Origin of the sequence: Pectobacterium sp. 1950-15 (assembly GCF_037136835.1) — a bacterium.
Lineage (GTDB): Bacteria > Pseudomonadota > Gammaproteobacteria > Enterobacterales > Enterobacteriaceae > Pectobacterium.
The window spans coordinates 37,561-57,044 of sequence record NZ_JBBBQR010000009.1; the positions used below are offsets into that span (position 1 = coordinate 37,561).

The window sequence follows — 19,484 nt, forward strand, 5'->3', positions numbered from 1 at the left end:
AACTTGTCAGGGTGGTGTAATCTCTTCTCATGAAAACGATTCGGCTACTCTCTTTACTTGACCATCTTCGCGGCCGCGTACACCCGGTATCAGCGGAAATATTAGCTCAAGCGTTGAATGTATCGGTCAGAACGATCTACAGGGACATGGCGGCACTACAAACCATCGGCGCCCCTATTCGCGGTGAATCGGGACTCGGTTACCTACTTGAAAAAGACTACTTCCTGCCCCCGCTGAATTTTGACCCTGATGAACTGGACGCCATTATGCTGGGAATGCGGCTGATAAGTGCCCGAGGCGATAACATGCTTTCCGCAGCGGCCAGCCGGGTTTCAGCAAAAATCAGCGCGGCGATTGGTGCCAAAAAAGCAGATACCTATAAGTCGCTTCCTCTCAGAGCGGTTTCTCGGCATACCGAGGAAAATGAGAGGGCCATCAACCATCTGGCTTTTCTTCGTCTGGCCATTCGTAACAGGCTCCAACTGCATATTACCTATGTTGATCTGCAAGGAAGAGAGAGTGATAGAGTCGCCCGTCCCCTTGGTTTAACCCTGTTTGATGCCGTATGGTTGCTCACGATATGGTGTGAAACTCGTTCAGACTTTCGTAATCTAAGGGTAGATAACATCACTTCATTGGCGGAGACCGGCCTATACTTCAGGCCAGAGAAAGGAAAACGCTTCGAAGACTATCTCAACACGCTGTAGGCACAATACTGCCAGCTACGATTCATCGATAACAGGAGAGCGCGTAATGAAGACTGATGAACAGACGACCTTCAAACATCTTCCTCAGGGGCTGTCCCCGGCGGTGGAACCGCAGACCTCCTCCATCATTACCACGGATTCTGTCGGTATCATTGCCAGTGAGACCACCATTTCTTCTCAGGGTGAGCAGCTACCCGCGTATATCGCCAGACCGGCGAACCATGACAAGCCGCTCCCTATCGTTCTGGTGGTGCAGGAGATTTTCGGCGTTCATCAACACATTCAGGACGTTTGCCGCAGGCTCGCCAAACAGGGCTATATGGCGATTGCGCCAGAGCTGTATTTCCGTCAAGGCAACCCCAGCCACTATAACGACATTCAGCGGCTCCTGACCGAGCTGGTGTATAAGGTGCCTGATACGCAGGTACTGTCCGATCTTGATCGCACGGCCAACTGGGCGATTAAACAGGGCGGTGATGCCAGTAAGCTGGCGATCACAGGCTTCTGTTGGGGTGGCCGCATCACCTGGCTCTACGCCGCACACAACCCGCAGCTCAAGGCAGGCGTTGCCTGGTACGGTAAGTTTACGGGTGAGAAAACGCTGAATAGCCCCAAACATCCGGTCGATATTGCCACGGAATTGGAGGCACCTGTGCTGGGGTTATATGGCGCGAAGGACGAAGGGATTCCGTTGACACAGGTTGATACGATGCGGCAGGCGCTACGCGCTGCCAATGCAGCGGCAGATATCATCGTCTACCCTGATGCTGGTCATGCTTTCCATGCCGATTACCGCCCTAGCTACCATGAAGAATCTGCACAAGACGGCTGGCAGCGTATGCTGGCGTGGTTCCAGAAAAACGGCGTGGCGTAACGTCACCACACCGTTTTCATACTTAGCTATTCGCTAAAACGCCACCGGTCACCGGTGGCGTTTGTGTTTTACCGCGTGACAAAGACAAACAGCGTTAGAACGATGTCCAATCGCCGTTATTGCCCTGATCTTTCGCCGTAGCAGGTGCTAAAGACAGCGTTGGGGTACGCACGGGCGCTGAGGCGTACGAGGCGGTTTTGCCACTGCCATAAGACAGAAGCTTAAACGCACTCACTGCTTCCGCCAGAACGGAGGCCTGCGCTTGCAGAGACAGAGCCGCAGAGGCAGATTCTTCAACCAGCGCCGCGTTCTGCTGAGTCGTGGTATCAATCTGTCCAACGGCCAGATTCATCTGGTTAATCCCGTCGCTCTGCTCACGGCTGGCCTGCGAGATTTCACTGATAATCTCATTCACATCCCGCACATAGCCCGTTAACCCGCCCATCGTTTCTTCAGCAGTATCCACCAGCGACATACCTTCCTGAATCTTGCTCACGGAGTCGTCGATCAAATCCTTGATCTCCCGCGCGGCGGTCGCACTGCGCTGTGCCAGAGAACGTACTTCCCCTGCTACCACTGCAAAGCCGCGGCCCTGTTCACCTGCACGCGCGGCTTCAACCGCGGCGTTCAGCGCCAGAATATTGGTCTGGAATGCAATGCCATCAATCACACCGATGATCTCCGCCATACGCTGGGACGAATCGCGAATGCCGCGCATTTTCTGCGTCACGGAAACCATAACGTCGCCGCTTTGCTTCGCCGCACCAGAAGCTTTATTTGCGATATCCGTCGCCTGCTGGGTGTTTTCCGCCGTGTTTTTAATGGTAGACGTCAGCTGTTCCATCGACGCTGCCGTCTCTTCCAGCGAGCTGGCCTGTTCTTCCGTACGCGCTGACAGATCCTGATTACCTGCGGCAATTTGCGAGGCCGCCGTCGAGATCGTTTCTGCCCCATCACGCACCTGCCCGACAATCGTGCTCAGGCTGGTATTCATGTGATCCAACGATTGCAGCAGCAATCCGGTTTCATCTTTGCTGGTAACAGTGATGCGCGAGGTCAGGTCTCCCTGTGCCACTCTGTCTGCCACTTGCAAAGCCTGCTGAATCGGTCGGGTTACGCTGCGCGTAATCGACCAGGCAATCAGCGCCCCAAATACGGCACCCAGTGCCAAAATAAGCAGCAGAATAATGCGGGTCTCGCTGTATACCTCAGCCATGGCTTCAACAGAGGTATCCATCGCATCATCCTGATAGTTAACCAGCTGCCTTACCGCATCACGGTACTGACGCTGGATAACATTCAAGTTGTTGTTGAATTCCTCAATCGCGGCCTCTCGATTACCCGCCACCACTTCACTGATAATTTTGTCACCGGATTTCAAAAATTCGGTACGGATCGCGCGGATAGCACGCAGTTGAGAGATTGAACGCTCTTCAACCGTCTGGCTTTCCAGCTTATCCAGCAGGCGGCCAATTTCCTGACGGAATCCGTTCACACGATCGACGTTTTCCTTGATTTTATCCTCACCCGAAACCAGCATCAGCCGCTGATACGCGACCAGAATGCTGTTCACATTATCGATAAGACTATTAGAATCAACAGTTTGTGGATAAACCTCTTTCACAATATCTCGCGCACCATCTTGGAAACCGGATAGCTTAGACAGGGAAAAAATGCTCACGACAAACAACATCAAAATCAGGATGGCAAATCCGGCTCCCAGTCGATAGCCAATACGCCAATTCGCTAAATTCATGTCTCACTCCTTTTAGGTAATGCATAGCAATGTCAATTGCGCACATGTCGCAGCTTGATGGAACCACAGGGCGGAGAATGATTGGCGATCTGAAGGGGAAAAACCTTCTGACACGCCAGAGATACCTTGAGGCAGGCATTTTTACGCACGCTCTCAGCATAAGAGGCGCTATCAAAAATCAAATAGTTTCCCTCGGGTGTTGAGGTGCAAAAGTGGAAATAAATCTAACAATGCTACAAATACAACTGATAAGACCGCAGAGGCGTGATTGAAGTGATAATAGTGGTCTTCCCTCTCCGGACTCATGCAGCCATGGCCGCTCCTGTGTTATCCATTTTTATCGGCAATGTGTTTCTGAACTTTACGAATTGATCGTTTAAATCATTCAAAAACATATAATAAATAGATATTAACTATCGAAAGTTGAGTTTCGATCGGAAAAATCACAAGTTAATCAACCAATAATTAACATAAATAACGCCTCAATTACATAAAAGGATAGTCAGACATATTTGATATTAAAAATAAAGAGATGAGAATATTTCTTAGTAAAGAATAACAAGCTGAATAAGAAGAGAAAAAACTGCATTTGCTCTAGCAAATCAGGGGAGCGGTTGCTCCCCCTACAGAGATAGGCGTTGCACTGCAACGCGCTCAAATAATAGCCGTGAATTTACTCTTTATTTGCCAGCGCCAGAGACAGCGTTGGCGTATTTATCGGCGCATAAGACCCATAGCTACCGTTGTTATACGACGGTATTTTAAACGCGCTCACCGCTTCCGCCAGAACGGAGGCCTGTGCTTGCAGAGACAGAGCCGCAGAAGCCGATTCCTCAACCAGCGCCGCGTTCTGCTGGGTCGTGGTGTCAATCTGTCCAATCGCCAGATTCATCTGGTTAATCCCGTCGCTCTGTTCACGACTGGCCTGCGAAATCTCGCTGATAATGCCGTGTACGTCCTTCACGTGGGCCGTCAATCCGCCCATGGTTTCTTCAGCGGTATCGACAAGATCCATTCCCTCGCGAATTTTGCTCACCGAGTCGTCAATCAAATCCTTGATCTCTCGTGCGGCGGTCGCGCTGCGCTGCGCCAGTGAACGGACTTCTCCTGCCACCACGGCAAAGCCACGCCCTTGTTCACCCGCCCGCGCCGCTTCAACCGCGGCGTTCAGCGCCAGAATATTGGTCTGGAATGCAATGCCGTCAATCACACCGATGATCTCTGCCATACGCTGAGACGAATCGCGAATACCGCGCATTTTCTGCGTCACGGAAAGCATGACATCGCCACTTTGTTTTGCCGCACCGGTCGCTTTATTAGCAATCTCCGTCGCCTGCTGGGTGTTCTCCGCCGTGTTTTTAATGGTGGATGCCAGTTGCTCCATGGAGGCTGCCGTTTCTTCCAGTGAACTCGCCTGTTCTTCCGTGCGCGATGACAAATCCTGATTACCCGCCGTAATTTGTGACGCCGCCGTCGAGATAGTTTCCGCCCCATCGCGTACCTGGCCGACAATCGTGCTCAGGCTGGTGTTCATGCGATCCAACGATTGCAGCAGTAGTCCGGTTTCATCCTTGCTGGTCACCGTGATGCGTGAGGTCAAATCGCCCTGTGCCACTCTGTCTGCCACTTGCAACGCCTGCGCTATTGGGCGGGTTACACTACGTGTGATCGCCCAGGCAATCAGCGCCCCAAATACGGCCCCCAGCGCCAAAATCAGCAGCAAAATCATGCGAGTGCTGCTGTACACCTCAGCCATGGTCTCGACAGAGTTATCCATCGCATCATTTTGGTAATTCACCAACTGCTTCACCGAGTCACGGTAATTACGCTGAATCACGTTCAGGGTGTTATTGAATTCCGCTACGGCGACATCGTTGTTACCCGCCATCGCATCACTAATAATTTTATCGCCGGATTTGATGAACTCGGCACGAAACCCGCGGACAACCCCCACCTGCTTGCGGGCCAGCTCTCCTGAGGCATTCCTTTCCAGATTATCAAGCAGGCGACTAATCTCCTTGCGGTACGCCATAATCCGATCGACATATCCCTGACGCTGCTCCTGGCCGGATACCAGCATCATCTGTAAATAAGCGACAAAGTGCCCATTCACATTATCGATGAGGTCATTCGCATCCACCGTTTGTGGATAAACGTCTTTGACGATATCTCTGGCACCATCCTGAAAGCCGGACAGTTTAGACAGAGAAAAAATACTCACGGTAAACAGCATCAGAATTAAGATGGCAAACCCGCTTCCTAATCGATAACCAATACGCCAATTCGCTAAATTCACATCTCACTCCTTTTAGGTAATACATAATAATAACTACTGCGCACGGTTATCGTCTAATAACCTCGCAGAGTGGGGGAAATAATCGTTTTCGGGAAAATAAATATGCTTTATGGGCATATTAAATATACCCATAAGGGAGTAATTGCAGGTGCACTTTCAACATCAGAAAAACGTTAGAAAATACAAACAACCTCACTCTATTCGTACGCCCTGAGCTGCCTCCATGCCGTTTACCTTATCGGCACAAGACTTAGGAGCTTTATGACAGTGTCGTTTAAATCCTTTGCAGAATAGATATATCGATGGCAGATGAATATTCATTCTCGGCAAATAACCGACCAGTTGATGCAGAAAAACAAGCGGGATAGCGCGGCAATTTTATTCAAGGAAAGACAATATCGTTAATTTTCGGGAAGGAAGAAAACACGATGGAGAAATAATAAAAACTTGAGATGGGAAAATAATGCGAGTTTTATCTATTCGTAAGATATAAAAATCAGGGAGGCCATCGCCTCCCTGATTGCATTAGCCACTAATTATTACTGGGTTTCACGCAGACGCTGTGCTGCCTGAACCATATTCGCCAGAGCCTGACGCGTTTCCGGCCAGCCACGGGTTTTCAGACCGCAATCCGGGTTCACCCACAGGCGTTCAGCGGGAATACGCTGTGCCGCTTTCTTCAGCAGGTCTTCCATCCATTCCACGCTCGGTACGTTCGGGGAGTGAATATCATAAACGCCGGGACCGATTTCATTCGGGTATTCGAATTCTTCAAACGACTCCAGCAATTCCATATCGGAACGAGAGGTTTCAATCGTAATCACGTCTGCATCCAGCGCGGCGATAGAATCCATGATGTCGTTGAACTCGCAATAACACATATGGGTGTGGATCTGCGTGTCATCTTTCGCCACGGCGGCATTCAGACGGAAGGCATCCACTGCCCAGGTCAGATAAGCGTCCCAGTCCGAGCGGTGCAGCGGCAGACCTTCACGCAGCGCCGGTTCGTCAATCTGGATGATGCCAATACCTGCGGCTTCCAAATCTGCCACTTCATCACGCAGCGCCAGTGCAATCTGTTTAGCGATGGTTTCACGCGTGACGTCCTCACGCGGGAACGACCAGCACAGGATGGTTACCGGACCAGTCAGCATGCCTTTCATCGGCTTGTCGGTCAGGGACTGCGCGTATTTCGCCCACTCAACGGTGATCGCTTCTGGGCGGCTCACATCACCAATGATGACTGGCGGTTTCACACAGCGAGAACCGTAGCTCTGCACCCAACCGTTCTGGGTAAAGATAAACCCATCCAGATGCTCACCGAAGTACTCCACCATGTCATTACGCTCAGCTTCACCGTGCACCAGCACATCCAGACCCAGACGCTCTTGCTCAACCACAGCTTGCTTAATGTGCTCGGCAATGCCGGTGCGGTAGTTATTGCTATCCAGACGACCCTGTTTGAAATCCAGACGCAGGCCGCGAATTTCAGTGGTCTGCGGGAAAGAACCGATCGTGGTCGTCGGCCATGCCGGCAGATTAAAGCGCTCGCGCTGAGCATCCGCACGCACCGAATACACATTCTGACGCTGGCTGTCCTGTGCGGTAATAGCTGCCAGACGCTGCGCAACGGCGGCGTTATTCACACGCGTTGAGGTACGACGGGCGCGAATCGGCGCACTGTAGGTTTCCAGTGCCTGACCGTTGCCGCTGTTCAGTGCCTGAGACAGCAGTGACAGCTCCGCACATTTCTGAATCGCAAAGGCAAACCAGCTCTTCACTTCATCGTCCAGACGCACTTCCACACTCAGATCGATAGGGCTATGCAGCAGCGAGCATGAACTGCCCAGCCACAGATCGCGTGTTCCCACCAGCGGCTGCAGGCGCTCGAACCAGCTGCTCAGATCGGCACGCCATACGTTACGGCCATTAATCACTCCCAGAGACAGCACCCAGTTAGCAGGCAGTTGGGCGCTCAGCGTCGCGGCGTCATCTTTACCGTGAACCAGATCGACATGCAGCCCCTGAACCGGCAGCGCTTTGATCGTTTCCAGATTCTGGCTAACGCTATCGAAATAGGTTGTCAGCAGCAGTTTCACCTGACCCTGCAACGCATCGTAAGCGGGTTTAAACGCGGCCAGCCACGCTTGCGGCAGTTCCAGCGCCAGCGCAGGTTCATCAATCTGCACCCACTCGATACCGCGTTTCGCCAGTTCAGCCAGCACCTGCTGATAAACCGGCAAAATATCCTGCAGCAGCGACAGACGATCGAACGGCTCACCTTTCACTTTACCCAGCCATAGATAGGTAACCGGGCCTAACAGAACAGGCTTCACGTTATGGCCCAGTGCCAGTGCTTCATCAACGTCATCCAGCAGCTGTGTCCAGGTCAGCTTGAACTGCTGCCCTTTAGTGAACTCCGGCACCATGTAGTGATAGTTAGTGTTGAACCACTTGGTCATTTCAGCCGCCGCGGCAGGCTGACCGGTTGGTGCACGCCCACGGCCAATACGGAACAGCGTGTCCAAATCGACCGAGCCGTCTTCATTCTGATGACGAGCAGGTACGTTACCCAGCAGCAAACTGGTGGTCAGTACATGGTCGTACCAGGCGAAATCACCCACTGGCAGCAGATCAACGCCAGCATCCTTCTGTTGTTGCCAATGACGCGCACGCAGCTCACGTCCAACGGTTAGCAACTCTTCCTGTGTCGCGTTACCTGCCCAGTAGCTTTCCTGCGCTTTTTTCAGTTCACGGCGTAATCCAACGCGCGGAAAACCCAGTGTGTGATTCACAATCGCCATCGTTAATTCCTCATTTAGCCGTCCAGATGTTTACACATCCATAATCCGCAGGTAGTGTAGTAACCACAAGCGCAATTTATTCACTGTCACTGTGAAGGACTCTCATGATCGAATTTAAACACCTGCGAACGCTGCAAGCACTGCGCAATACCGGATCGTTAGCCGCCGCTGCCGCTGCACTTCACCAAACTCAATCGGCGTTATCCCACCAGTTCAGCGATCTGGAACAGCGCCTTGGGTTCAGGCTATTCGTGCGTAAAAGCCAGCCGCTGCGTTTTACGCCTCAGGGAGAAATTCTGTTGCAGTTGGCAGAGCAGGTGTTACCGCAAATCCAGCAGGCGTTGCAGGCCTGCCATGAGCCGCACCAGACCATGCTGCGTCTGGCCATCGAGTGCCATAGCTGTATTCAGTGGCTGACGCCTGCACTAGACGAGTTCCATCAGCACTGGCCGCAGGTAGTGATGGACTTTAAATCGGGCGTGACGTTCGATCCTCAGCCAGCGCTCCAGCAAGGCGAACTTGATCTGGTCATGACGTCCGACATCATGCCGCGCAGTGGCCTGCACTATTCGCCTCTGTTTGATTTTGAAGTCAGGTTGGTGCTGGCTCCCGATCATCCGCTGGCCAAAAAGGAAAAAATCGAACCGGAGGATTTCACCGCCGAGACCCTGATGATCTACCCGGTACAGCGGCAGCGGCTGGATGTCTGGCGTCACTTTTTGCAGCCGGCAGGCGTCAGCCCTACGCTGAAAAGCGTGGATAATACGCTGCTGTTGATTCAGATGGTCGCCGCTCGTATGGGCATCGCCGCGCTACCGCACTGGGTAGTGGAAAGCTTCGAGCGTCAGGGACTGATTGTCACCAAATCGCTGGGTGATGGGCTTTGGAGCCGGTTGTACGCCGCCGTCCGCGACGGAGAGCAGCGCCAACCGGTGATTGATGCGTTTATTCGTTCGGCGCGTCAGCACGCTTGTGAGCACTTACCGTTTGTGAAGGACGCTTCACGACCCAACGCTGGTGTACCCACAGCGAGGACGTGATAATTATCGTCCCCACGATAAAGCTCAGCCAGTCTGGCGTTTTATGCCAGATAGCGAAGTTAACCAAGAGCCCAGCAGGTACGTGAAAGTTGTTCATTATGCTGAGCGTTCCGGCATCCACCTGAGTGGCGCCGTAGTTCCACATAAAATAACCCAGGCCGGAAGCGCCAACCCCCAACCAGACCAGCACGCCCCACTGCAAGGTTGTGGTGGGTAATTTATCCAGATTGCCGAAGAGCAACCACGCGGTTATCGTCACGATCGCCGCCCCCAGATAAAACCAGGAAAACGCACAGTGCTGCGGCACCGGATAGAGCTCCATCAGGCGTTTATAGCCAACCTGACCTGCGGCAAAACACACGTTAGCCGCCTGCACCAGCAGGAATCCCCACCAGAAATGCTCACTCACGCCGTGATAGTGGATCACGGCTGCGCCGAATACCGCCAGCAAAGCGCTCATAGCATAGCCCCAGCGCAAGCGCTGTCGGGCGAGCAGATCGTAAATCAGCGTGACGTAAAGCGGCGTCATCACCGTGAAGAGTAAAAACTCAGGTACGGTCAGATACAGGTAAGCCTGGAACACGAACAGGTACATGATACCCAGTTGGCAAGCACCCACTAACAAATACAAGAAAATGACGCGTGGCGCGTAGCCGCGCAGACGTAAGAACGGCAAAAACACCACTGCCGCCGCCGTCAGGCGGAACATCGCAGAAAACCAGCTATCAACCTGACCCGCAAGATATTCGCCAATCAGACTGAATGAAAATGCCCACAAGATAGTGGTGATAGTAAGTAATGGCACAACAGCATCCGCTTAGAAAAAAGTAACGCCATTGTAACGGAGATGACTGAATGAATTTCAGTCAATGTGGTTTACATTAGGGTGAATAATGGACAAATGAAAGGATGAATTCCACAACGAGAGACATGATATTAAATAACGTTCATCCAGATAACATTTACATCACCGAATATATTCAGCCAACGGAATGCTTTATCAAATAATTAGAGCCTCTCTTTATGAAATAAAAGAGGCCCGGTAACCTAAAAATTAAATCTGCCATCTTAACCAGGCGAAGAAAACATTACCGTTATTGTATGTACCGGGAATGTAAGTCGCCTGGAAAGAGAGCTTACTGTAACTTATTGATGCCATAGGTAACAAAACCGGAATCGGAATATAGTTCCAGTTATCACGCATCGTTACGCCAGCCGTAAAACCCAGTCCCAGTTGAAAATCCTGATCGCTGGTTGGCCGCCAACGTTTTTCATAACCATAGCCACCAATAGGTTCCCATTTATTAAAGGAATCTTTAAAAGCCATAATATAAAGCCCGTGCCAATCCCCGTCCTTATCCAAACGGGAGACGCCATAACCCGCACCCCACGGCCTTTCATTATATCTATCTGTTTTTTCTTTATCGTACGTCCAGCGGTTATGCCAGGTAATTGCCGGGATATAAATGTCGTGGCTCTGCGGTGAACTCCAGGTCGTAGACAGGTTATTTTTACTTCTCTGCCACCAGCTTTCACTCTGCTTATCCGATGCCGAACCATTGGAATCAGCTGCGGCAGGGGCAAGATTTACCGTGCTGTTCGTATTATTTGTCCCTACATTATTTACACTTTCTGCTGCATAGCTCAAAAAAGGCACAACGGGTAGTGTAATCACACTCAGCGTGATTAAAATTCGCTTCAAGTACATATAAAGTTCTCTGTAACAGCGTCACGATTCCATTCAAACAAAGGTAATCCAGGCAAAACTATTCTTGGGTTGTTACCAAAATATATAGTTCAGTTTACTCAATCTGCCTATATAAACGGGAAACTAAAGCAGCCTATTATGAGGGGATAAAGAGCAACTTTGCCTAAATAGATAGTGAATTCAGCGCTGATTTCAGACGTTTCTTAGTCGAAATAACAAAAAACCACCTTATTTATCGGTGGTTTATGCTCTGATGGGGAACCCCGTTCCGGATAGAGAGTAAAACGGTGAATCGCCTACACAGCGAGGTTAGATGCCATCGCCGTATTCGAAGCCACGATTGATGCCGTTGAAATACTGATCCATGTCCATAGCAGGTTTATCGCTTTCTGGTCGACCGACGATACGAGCAGGGACACCTGCCGCCGTCGTGTGTGGAGGAACAGATTGCAGCACGACCGAGCCGGCGCCAATTTTCGCGCCACATCCCACTTCAATGTTCCCCAGTATTTTCGCACCTGCACCAATCATCACGCCTTCGCGAATTTTAGGGTGACGATCGCCGCTCGTTTTACCCGTCCCGCCCAGCGTCACGGATTGCAGAATGGAGACATCATTTTCAACCACGGCGGTTTCGCCGATCACAATACCCGTTGCATGATCGAGCATGATCCCGCAACCGATTCTCGCCGCTGGGTGGATATCGACACCGAAAGAAACCGAGATCTGGTTCTGGAAATAGACCGCCAGCGCTTTACGATCCTGCGACCACAGCCAGTGGCCAATACGATACGCCTGCAATGCATGAAACCCTTTCAGGTAGAGCAGCGGCGTCGAGTATTTATCCACCGCTGGGTCGCGCAGGCAGACGGCCTGAATATCGCGCGCGGCAGAAACGATCATCTGCGGATCGGCGTGGTAGGCTTCTTCCACCACTTCACGAATGGCGATGGCGGGCATGATCGCATTTGCCAGCTTGTTCGCCAGCATATAGCTCAGTGCGCTACCCAGATTCTCGTGCTTCAGCAACGTGGCATGAAAAAAGCTGGCCAGCATCGGTTCACAGTCTGCAAGACTGCGCGCTTCTGCCTTGATATTGGTCCAGACCAGTTCCAGTTCTTCTGTCGACATTGCCTTACTCTCCGAGATACCACACACCACAACGTATATCTGTTCTCAAACGGCAGGCTTAGTAGCACCGCCGCTCGCATACAAGAAAATGAAGATACTATGAGCCTCCCAGATTAGGAAGCCCAGCTAAGCATCGAACGACGTGTTTTATAATTTGGCGGTTTCGTCTTTACGCGTGCGTCCCAACAGGCTCAGTGCCGCCTCTCGGGCGTCTTTTCCGCAATACAGAACTTGCCAGAGTTGTTCGGTAATCGGCATTTCAACGCCGTAGCGCTGCGCTAACGCCAGCACCTCTTTCGTATTGCGATACCCTTCAACAACCTGACCAATACTATCCTGCGCGCTCTGTACATCCATTCCCTGCCCCAGCATCATACCGAAGCGCCGGTTACGGGACTGATTATCAGTACAGGTCAGCACCAGATCGCCCAGCCCAGCCATCCCCATGAAGGTCGAGGGATCTGCACCCAGCGCCGTGCCAAGCCGGGTCATTTCCGCCAGTCCGCGAGTGATCAATGCGGTACGAGCATTAGCGCCAAACCCAATGCCATCAGACATTCCAGCACCGATAGCGATGACGTTTTTAACCGCCCCGCCCAACTGCACGCCGATAAAATCCGGGTTGCTGTATACGCGGAAGCTCTTCCCACAGTGCAGCAGCCGCTGTAAGTCGTCGGCAAATTCACTGTCCGTTGATGCCAGAGCAATAGCCGTCGGCATGCCAGCTGCTAATTCTTTGGCAAATGTCGGGCCGGATACCACCGCAAGCGGAATAGTGTCACCCAACGCTTCGCGGGCGACATCCTGCAACAGGCGTCCCGTTTCCGCTTCCAGCCCTTTTGTCGCCCACACGATACGCGCATCGGCCCGCAAATGCGGTTTCAACTGACGCAGAACATCACCAAACACATGGCTCGGCACCACAACCAACACGTTTCTGCTGGCAGCGAGCGCCTGCGCCAGATTGGTTTCCAGCTGTAGCGAATCGGGGAAAGGCACATCCGGCAGAAACGCCTGATTACAGCGAGCGGCCTGTAACGCCTGAATGTGTGCAGGGTTGTGGCCCCACAGCACAACTCGATGGCCATTACGCGCCAGCGTAATGGCCAATGCGGTGCCGTACGAACCGGCACCGATGACGGTCATGGAAGCGTCAGACGCGTTCATCAGGCATCCTGATGCTGCGCAGCGCCTTCACCTTCGGTCTGCTGCTGCAGGTAGTTCATGAACAGCGCATCAAAGTTAACCGGTGCCAGATTCAGCTGCGGGAAGGTACCGCGAGAAACCAGGCTGGTGATGCACTCACGCGCGTAAGGGAACAGAATGTTCGGGCAGTATGCGCCCAGGCAGTGCGCCAGTTGAGTTCCTTCAATGCCGCCAACGGTAAAGATACCACCTTGCTGAACTTCACACAGAAACGCAGTTTCTTCACCCAGAGAAGCTGTTACGGTCACGCGCAGAACAACTTCATAGATGTCATCAGCCAGTTGGCTGGACGCCGTATCCAGATCCAGTTTTACTTCCGGCTGCCATTCCTGCTGGAACACCTGAGGCGCATTCGGCGCTTCAAAAGAGATATCTTTGGTGTAGATACGCTGGATTTGGAAAGCCATTTCTGTGTTGTTTTGTTCAGACATGTTAAGTAATACCCTTTTGTTAGATTTTCTTGACGTCTTCCGTCGTCATAAGTAGGCGGACGTCAGCACAGTTCTGTCATTATCGTACTGCAATCAGCCTGTCGGTTATCCTGCCAAATCGTTGCCATTTTTGCGTATGACTTATCACAACTATGACTGATCACACACGGCACGACGAGGATAGTTTTACCACAAACCGTTTTACTTGCCGCGGACTAAAGGCAGATTCTCACCACTCCAGCCAGCCAGGCCGTCTTTCAGCACCTGCACACGCTCAAAACCCGCTTTATACAAATTTTCGGCCGCTTCGCGTGAAGAGAGGCCATTGGCGCAGACTACAATAATCGGCTGCGACTTATGTTTTTCAAGTTCACCTACGCTGCCGTTTTTAATGTCATTCGGCAACAGGTTAAATGCGCTGGCAATATGGCCACGGCGATAGTCGTCACGGTTACGGATATCAACGACGACAGCATCTTCTTTATTAATCAGTCGGATCGCTTCACCGCGAACCACTTCTTTCACGTTCGACAGTTTACTCTTCACAGTAAGTACAATTACCGCAACCAACAGCGCAACCCAGGCGATGCTCAAAATAGGGTTCTTGCTAACAAATGGCATAATCTCTTGCATGGGGTGTAACGGCTCCCGGATCAGTTAAGCAACAAAAATAAAGGTTCCTGAGTATACCTGCGCGATACGGCAATTACAGCCAGTAAGCCAACATAGCGTATCGAATCTGCGGCGCGATACCCAAAAATTACCAGGATAGAGGTTTGACGCTATCCCAGCGCAAGCCCGCAAGCGCCAGCCAGAGATAGCCAGCCACAGAAACTGGCGTACCAAATAATGCCATTCCCCCATTTTATGCGCAGAGCTTTCCATTTATCCATTATTGATGCGCATAGATGCCCGTCTTTGTGCCATGCTTGTCACGTCTGGAAATAGAAATCAGACAAGAGACAACTGGTAAGCCGCTGTTCATCGTGGAATAATTCACCGCTATGAGTAAAAACGCGTTATTTGTACAGAGTCGAGTGGCATGTAGCGCCGATCGCCAGTTATCCGCATTACAAAGGCTGCTCACCCGCTGCGTCAGCGCACTCTGCGTTGGCGTTTTGCTGTTGCCCGCGCTCGGCCAGGCGGAAGATAATCAGGCACAGCTCAAGACCCTGCAACAAGATATCGCCGCGAAAGAAAAAAGCGTTCAGGAACAACAAAAGCAGCGCAGTGCGTTAGTCCAGCAGTTGAAAAAGCAAGAGCAGTCTATCTCTCAGGCCAGCCGCCAACTGCATGAAACGCGCAATACGCTGTCCACGCTAAATAAAGAACTAACCAGCCTCAGCGCTTCTATCGCAAAGCTGCAGTCTCAGCAGAATAAGCAACAAACGCTGCTCTCCCGCCAGCTCGACGCCGCCTTCCGACAAGGTCAGCACAGCGCGCTGCAATTAATGCTGAGCGGAGAGGAAAGCCAGCGCAACGAGCGCATCCTCGCCTACTTCGGCTACCTGAATGAAGCCCGCCAGAAATCTATCCACGACTTGCAGCAAACCCGCGTGGAACTGGCTGACCAAAAACGTCAGTTGGAACAAAAACAGACGCAGCAAAAAACGCTGCTGAGTGACCAGCAGCAGCAACAGCAGACGCTGGAGCAGGCGCAGTCCGATCGGAAAAAAACGCTGTCGACGCTGGAAAGTTCGCTGGAAAAAGATCAGCAGCAGTTGACGGAGCTGCGCCAGAATGAAACCCGGTTGCGCGACCAGATCGCTCGCGCCGAGCGAGAAGCGAAAGCCCGCGCCGAGCGGGAAGCGCGTGAGGCCGCCAAAGTTCGCGCGAAGGAAGAACAAGCCAAACGCAGCGGCAGCAGCTACAAACCCACTGAAGGTGAACGCTCACTCATGGCCCGAACTGGCGGTTTAGGTCGACCTTCAGGTCAAGCTATCTGGCCGGTTAACGGCCGCATCGAACACCGCTTCGGCGAACCGCTACAGGGCGAACTGCGCTGGAAAGGTCTGGTGATTGCCGCGCCGGAAGGAACGGAAGTGAAAGCCATCGCCGACGGCACCGTACTGATGGCCGACTGGCTACAGGGCTATGGGCTGGTCGTTGTTGTGCAACATGGTAAAGGCGATATGAGCCTGTACGGCTATAACCAAAGCGCGCTGGTCTCTGTTGGCGCTCAGGTCAAAGCCGGTCAACCTATTGCGCTGGTTGGCACCAGCGGCGGGCAGAGCCAGCCCGGGCTGTATTTTGAAATCCGTCGTCAGGGTCAGGCGGTCAATCCACAACCTTGGCTGGGAAGATAGCCTTGTCATATTTAACCAAAACACCGTTATTGGCATTGAGTCTGCTCGCGTTGTCTCCTTTGGCACTGGCCGGGAAACTTTCCATCGTCATCGATGATTTCGGCTATCGTCCGCATAATGAGAACCAGATTCTGGCAATGCCAACGGCGATTTCCGTCGCGGTATTACCCAACGCGCCATACGCCCGCGAAATGGCGACCAAAGCCCACCAGCAAGGGCGAGAGGTATTGATCCATCTGCCAATGGCACCGATGAGCAAACAGCCGCTGGAGCGTGACACGCTACGCCCGGACATGAGCAGCGATGAAATTCAGCGCATCATTCGCCAATCGGTCAATAACGTGCCTTACGCCGTGGGCCTGAACAACCATATGGGCAGCGCGATGACTGCCAGCCTGCCCGGCATGCAAAAAGTCATACAGGCGCTGAGCGCCTATCAGCTCTACTTCCTTGATAGCATGACCATTGGTAGCAGCCAATCGAGTCAGGCGGCAGCAGGAACAGGCGTCAAAGTCATCAAACGCAAAGTCTTTCTGGATGATTCGCAAAACGAAGCCGAGATTCGTAAGCAGTTTACCCGCGCGGTGCAAATTGCCCGTCGCAGCGGTTCCGCTATCGCTATCGGGCATCCCCATCCTTCAACCATCCGCGTTTTGCAGCAGATGCTGCCCACGCTGGATGCCGATATTGTCTTAGTCCGCCCCAGCCAGTTGCTGAACGAGCCGACGCGGCAGTACGAGCCTCAGCCGCAACAGCCGGTTAAACCACGTAATCCGTTCCGCGGCATACCGCAGTGTCGGGTCAAGCAGCTGCCAGAACCAGTGAAGAACGATGTGTTCTTCAAGCTGGTGAGCAGCAGCATTCGGGACAGTGCCCCCGTACTGTTTATCAAGCAGCGCTGGCAAACCTGGGTGGCACCGGCAGAGACCGAAACGCCCGCGCAACCGTAACGTCACATGGACTCGCGACGGCAAGGTTACTCCTCATTCCAATTGAGAATAACCTTGCCCGACTGGCCCGATCGCATCGCATCAAAGCCTTTTTGAAATTCATCAATGTGAAAGCGGTGGGTGATAATCGGTGACAAGTCCAGCCCGGACTGAATGAGCGCCGACATTTTGTACCAGGTTTCGAACATCTCTCGTCCGTAGATCCCTTTGATAAACAGCCCTTTAAAAATCACCTCACCCCAGTCAATCGACATCGGTTCATGCGGGATGCCCAGCATGGCGATGCGTCCACCGTGATTCATCGCTTTCAACATGGCGCGAAAGGCGGATGGCGCACCCGACATCTCTAATCCAATATCAAACCCTTCGGTCATGCCCAGTTCTATCATGACGTCAGCCAGCTTTTCCTCTGCCACATTGACGGCGCGCGTTGCCCCCATTTTTCTGGCGAGATCCAGACGGTACGCATTTACATCGGTAATGACGACATTCCTTGCACCAACGTGACGGCACACCGCCGCCGCCATCATGCCTATCGGCCCTGCGCCAGCAATCAAGACATCTTCCCCCACTAAGTCAAAGGAAAGTGCGGTATGTACCGCGTTACCGAAAGGATCGAAAATGGCGGCCAGCTCGTCAGAAATATTGTCGGGAATGCGAAACGCGTTGTAGGCAGGAATCACCAGATATTCCGCGAATGAACCAGGGCGATTTACCCCGACGCCGATGGCATTGCGACATAAATGACGTCGTCCGGCGCGGCAGTTGCGGCAGTAGCCACAGGTAATATGGCCTTCTCCAGACACCCTGTCACCAATATGAAAACCGTTAACCTCCTGACCGATAGCAACAATTTCGCCCACATACTCATGCCCGACAACCATCGGAACGGGAATGGTCTTCTGCGACCATTCATCCCAGTTGTAGATATGCACATCCGTTCCGCAAATCGCGCTTTTACGGATTTTAATCATGATGTCGTTATGCCCGAGCTCCGGCGTGGGGGAATCCACCATCCAGATGCCCTCTTCCGGCCGCAGTTTTGCCAATGCTTTCATGACGGTTTCCTCAGATGATTACACCCAGACGTTTGCCCACGCGGATAAAAGCCTCGACGGCAAATTGGATTTGCTGCGGCGTATGGGCGGCCGACATTTGCGTGCGGATACGCGCCTGACCGAGGGGAACCACGGGATAGAAAAAGCCGGCGACGTACACGCCTTCCCGCTGTAGCGCCTGCGCAAAATCCTGCGCCAGCTGCGCCTCGCCCAGCATCACGGGAATAATGGCGTGATCGGCCCCCACCAGCGTGAACCCTGCGGCAGCCATCTTTTCACGGAACAAACGGGCGTTTGCCCACAGACGCTCACGCCGTTCACCACTCTGTTCCAGCAGATCCAGCACGCTGAGCGATGCGGTGACAATCGCAGGCGCAAGCGAGTTGGAAAACAGATAGGGGCGCGAACGCTGGCGCAGCCAGTCGATCACCTCATGTCTGCCCGCCGTATATCCCCCCGACGCGCCCCCCAGCGCCTTGCCTAGCGTCCCGGTAATGATGTCGACGCGCTCCATCACCCCACGGTGTTCATGCGTTCCGCGTCCTTGTTCGCCCACAAACCCCACTGCATGGGAATCATCAACCATCACGAGCGCGTCATAACGATCCGCCAGATCGCAAATTCCCTGCAAATCGGCAATCACACCATCCATCGAGAACACACCGTCGGTGGCGATCATGATGTGCCTTGCTCCCTCCGCTCTGGCCAACTGCAACTGCGCTTCCAACTGACTCATATCGTTATTGGCATAGCGGTAGCGCCGCGCCTTCGATAGCCGAATACCATCGATGATTGAGGCATGATTGAGCGCATCGGAAATAATCGCATCTTCCGCTTCCATCAGCGTTTCAAACAGCCCGCCGTTGGCATCAAAACAGGAGGAATAGAGAATCGCGTCATCCATTCCTAAAAAATCCGCCAGCTTACGCTCCAGTTGCTTATGGATATCCTGCGTGCCGCAGATGAAGCGCACCGATGCCATGCCAAAGCCGTGGCTGTCCAATCCGGCTTTGGCGGCAGCAATCAGTTCAGGGCTGTCCGCCAGACCAAGATAATTATTGGCGCAGAAGTTGAGCAGGCGGTTGCTGTCCATCACCTCGATTTCAGCCTGCTGTGCAGAGGTAATGATGCGCTCCTCCTTGAACACACCTTCGGTACGTGCAGCCATAATTTGTGTAGTAAGTTGTTGATAAAACGCGGCAGGCATAGCGTTACTC

16 protein-coding genes are annotated in these 19,484 nt (G+C 52.7%); 5 read left to right on the forward strand and 11 right to left on the reverse strand.

Going from position 1 to position 19,484, the window contains the following annotated elements:
• Positions 1–29 precede the first annotated feature (29 nt).
• Both WCT94_RS11795 and WCT94_RS11800 read left to right on the forward strand, forming a co-directional pair.
• The gene (locus tag WCT94_RS11795; RefSeq protein ID WP_336869713.1) at positions 30–707 is read left to right on the forward strand and encodes a helix-turn-helix transcriptional regulator; all 678 of its coding nucleotides are present in this window, start codon (positions 30–32) and stop codon (positions 705–707) included.
• A 46-nt stretch (positions 708–753) separates the two neighbouring features.
• Positions 754–1,581 carry a dienelactone hydrolase family protein gene (locus WCT94_RS11800; RefSeq protein ID WP_336869714.1) on the forward strand — a complete coding sequence of 276 codons (828 nt, stop codon included), beginning with the start codon at positions 754–756 and terminating at the stop codon, positions 1,579–1,581.
• 94 nt (positions 1,582–1,675) lie between these two features.
• Here WCT94_RS11800 and WCT94_RS11805 read toward each other — a convergent pair whose 3' ends face one another.
• The 3 genes from WCT94_RS11805 to metE all read right to left on the reverse strand — a co-directional run bounded on the left by WCT94_RS11805 (position 1,676) and on the right by metE (position 8,437).
• Positions 1,676–3,337, reverse strand: a complete 1,662-nt coding sequence (locus WCT94_RS11805; RefSeq protein WP_336869715.1) for a methyl-accepting chemotaxis protein — start codon at positions 3,335–3,337, stop codon at positions 1,676–1,678.
• 673 nt (positions 3,338–4,010) lie between these two features.
• Positions 4,011–5,633 (reverse strand): methyl-accepting chemotaxis protein, encoded by a 1,623-nt coding sequence (locus tag WCT94_RS11810; RefSeq protein WP_336869716.1) that lies wholly within the window; start codon positions 5,631–5,633, stop codon positions 4,011–4,013.
• Positions 5,634–6,172: 539 nt separating this feature from the next.
• Positions 6,173–8,437, reverse strand: coding sequence for a 5-methyltetrahydropteroyltriglutamate--homocysteine S-methyltransferase (gene metE / locus WCT94_RS11815; protein ID WP_336869717.1), 2,265 nt, complete (start codon positions 8,435–8,437; stop codon positions 6,173–6,175).
• Between the two features lie 104 nt (positions 8,438–8,541).
• Here metE and metR point away from each other — a divergent pair, with 104 nt between their 5' ends.
• Positions 8,542–9,477 carry an HTH-type transcriptional regulator MetR gene (metR, locus tag WCT94_RS11820; RefSeq protein ID WP_180740777.1) on the forward strand — a complete coding sequence of 312 codons (936 nt, stop codon included), beginning with the start codon at positions 8,542–8,544 and terminating at the stop codon, positions 9,475–9,477.
• On the opposite strand, the gene WCT94_RS11825 is transcribed toward metR, so the two are convergent.
• From WCT94_RS11825 to WCT94_RS11850, 6 genes are all read right to left on the reverse strand, one after another.
• On the reverse strand, positions 9,383–10,282 hold the full coding sequence (locus tag WCT94_RS11825) for a carboxylate/amino acid/amine transporter (protein ID WP_336869718.1): 900 nt from the start codon (positions 10,280–10,282) through the stop codon (positions 9,383–9,385). The two genes, metR and WCT94_RS11825, sit on opposite strands and share 95 nt — an antisense overlap.
• A 249-nt stretch (positions 10,283–10,531) precedes the next feature.
• A complete protein-coding gene (gene pagP, locus WCT94_RS11830; protein WP_431888155.1) occupies positions 10,532–11,185 on the reverse strand; it encodes a lipid IV(A) palmitoyltransferase PagP in 654 nt (217 codons plus the stop codon).
• 309 nt (positions 11,186–11,494) lie between these two features.
• On the reverse strand, positions 11,495–12,316 hold the full coding sequence (gene cysE, locus WCT94_RS11835) for a serine O-acetyltransferase (RefSeq protein ID WP_271875080.1): 822 nt from the start codon (positions 12,314–12,316) through the stop codon (positions 11,495–11,497).
• A gap of 147 nt (positions 12,317–12,463) precedes the next feature.
• On the reverse strand, positions 12,464–13,483 hold the full coding sequence (gene gpsA, locus WCT94_RS11840) for an NAD(P)H-dependent glycerol-3-phosphate dehydrogenase (protein ID WP_336869719.1): 1,020 nt from the start codon (positions 13,481–13,483) through the stop codon (positions 12,464–12,466).
• Entirely contained in the window at positions 13,483–13,953 is a 471-nt protein-coding gene (gene secB / locus WCT94_RS11845) for a protein-export chaperone SecB (protein WP_014913761.1), read from the reverse strand. The genes gpsA and secB overlap by 1 nt, the downstream gene beginning before the upstream one ends.
• Before the next feature lie 201 nt (positions 13,954–14,154).
• Positions 14,155–14,586, reverse strand: a complete 432-nt coding sequence (locus WCT94_RS11850) for a rhodanese-like domain-containing protein (RefSeq protein ID WP_336869720.1) — start codon at positions 14,584–14,586, stop codon at positions 14,155–14,157.
• 371 nt (positions 14,587–14,957) lie between these two features.
• Between WCT94_RS11850 and envC the strand changes: the two genes are divergently transcribed.
• Both envC and WCT94_RS11860 read left to right on the forward strand, forming a co-directional pair.
• Positions 14,958–16,259: a murein hydrolase activator EnvC gene (gene envC / locus WCT94_RS11855; RefSeq protein WP_336869721.1), complete on the forward strand. Its 1,302-nt coding sequence runs from the start codon at positions 14,958–14,960 to the stop codon at positions 16,257–16,259.
• Between the two features lie 2 nt (positions 16,260–16,261).
• Positions 16,262–17,209, forward strand: coding sequence for a divergent polysaccharide deacetylase family protein (locus WCT94_RS11860; RefSeq protein WP_336869722.1), 948 nt, complete (start codon positions 16,262–16,264; stop codon positions 17,207–17,209).
• A gap of 26 nt (positions 17,210–17,235) precedes the next feature.
• On the opposite strand, the gene tdh is transcribed toward WCT94_RS11860, so the two are convergent.
• Both tdh and WCT94_RS11870 read right to left on the reverse strand, forming a co-directional pair.
• Entirely contained in the window at positions 17,236–18,267 is a 1,032-nt protein-coding gene (tdh, locus tag WCT94_RS11865) for an L-threonine 3-dehydrogenase (protein WP_336869723.1), read from the reverse strand.
• Positions 18,268–18,277: 10 nt separating this feature from the next.
• Complete coding sequence (locus tag WCT94_RS11870; RefSeq protein ID WP_336869724.1) at positions 18,278–19,474, reverse strand: glycine C-acetyltransferase; 1,197 nt, start codon at positions 19,472–19,474, stop codon at positions 18,278–18,280.
• Positions 19,475–19,484: the final 10 nt, after the last annotated feature.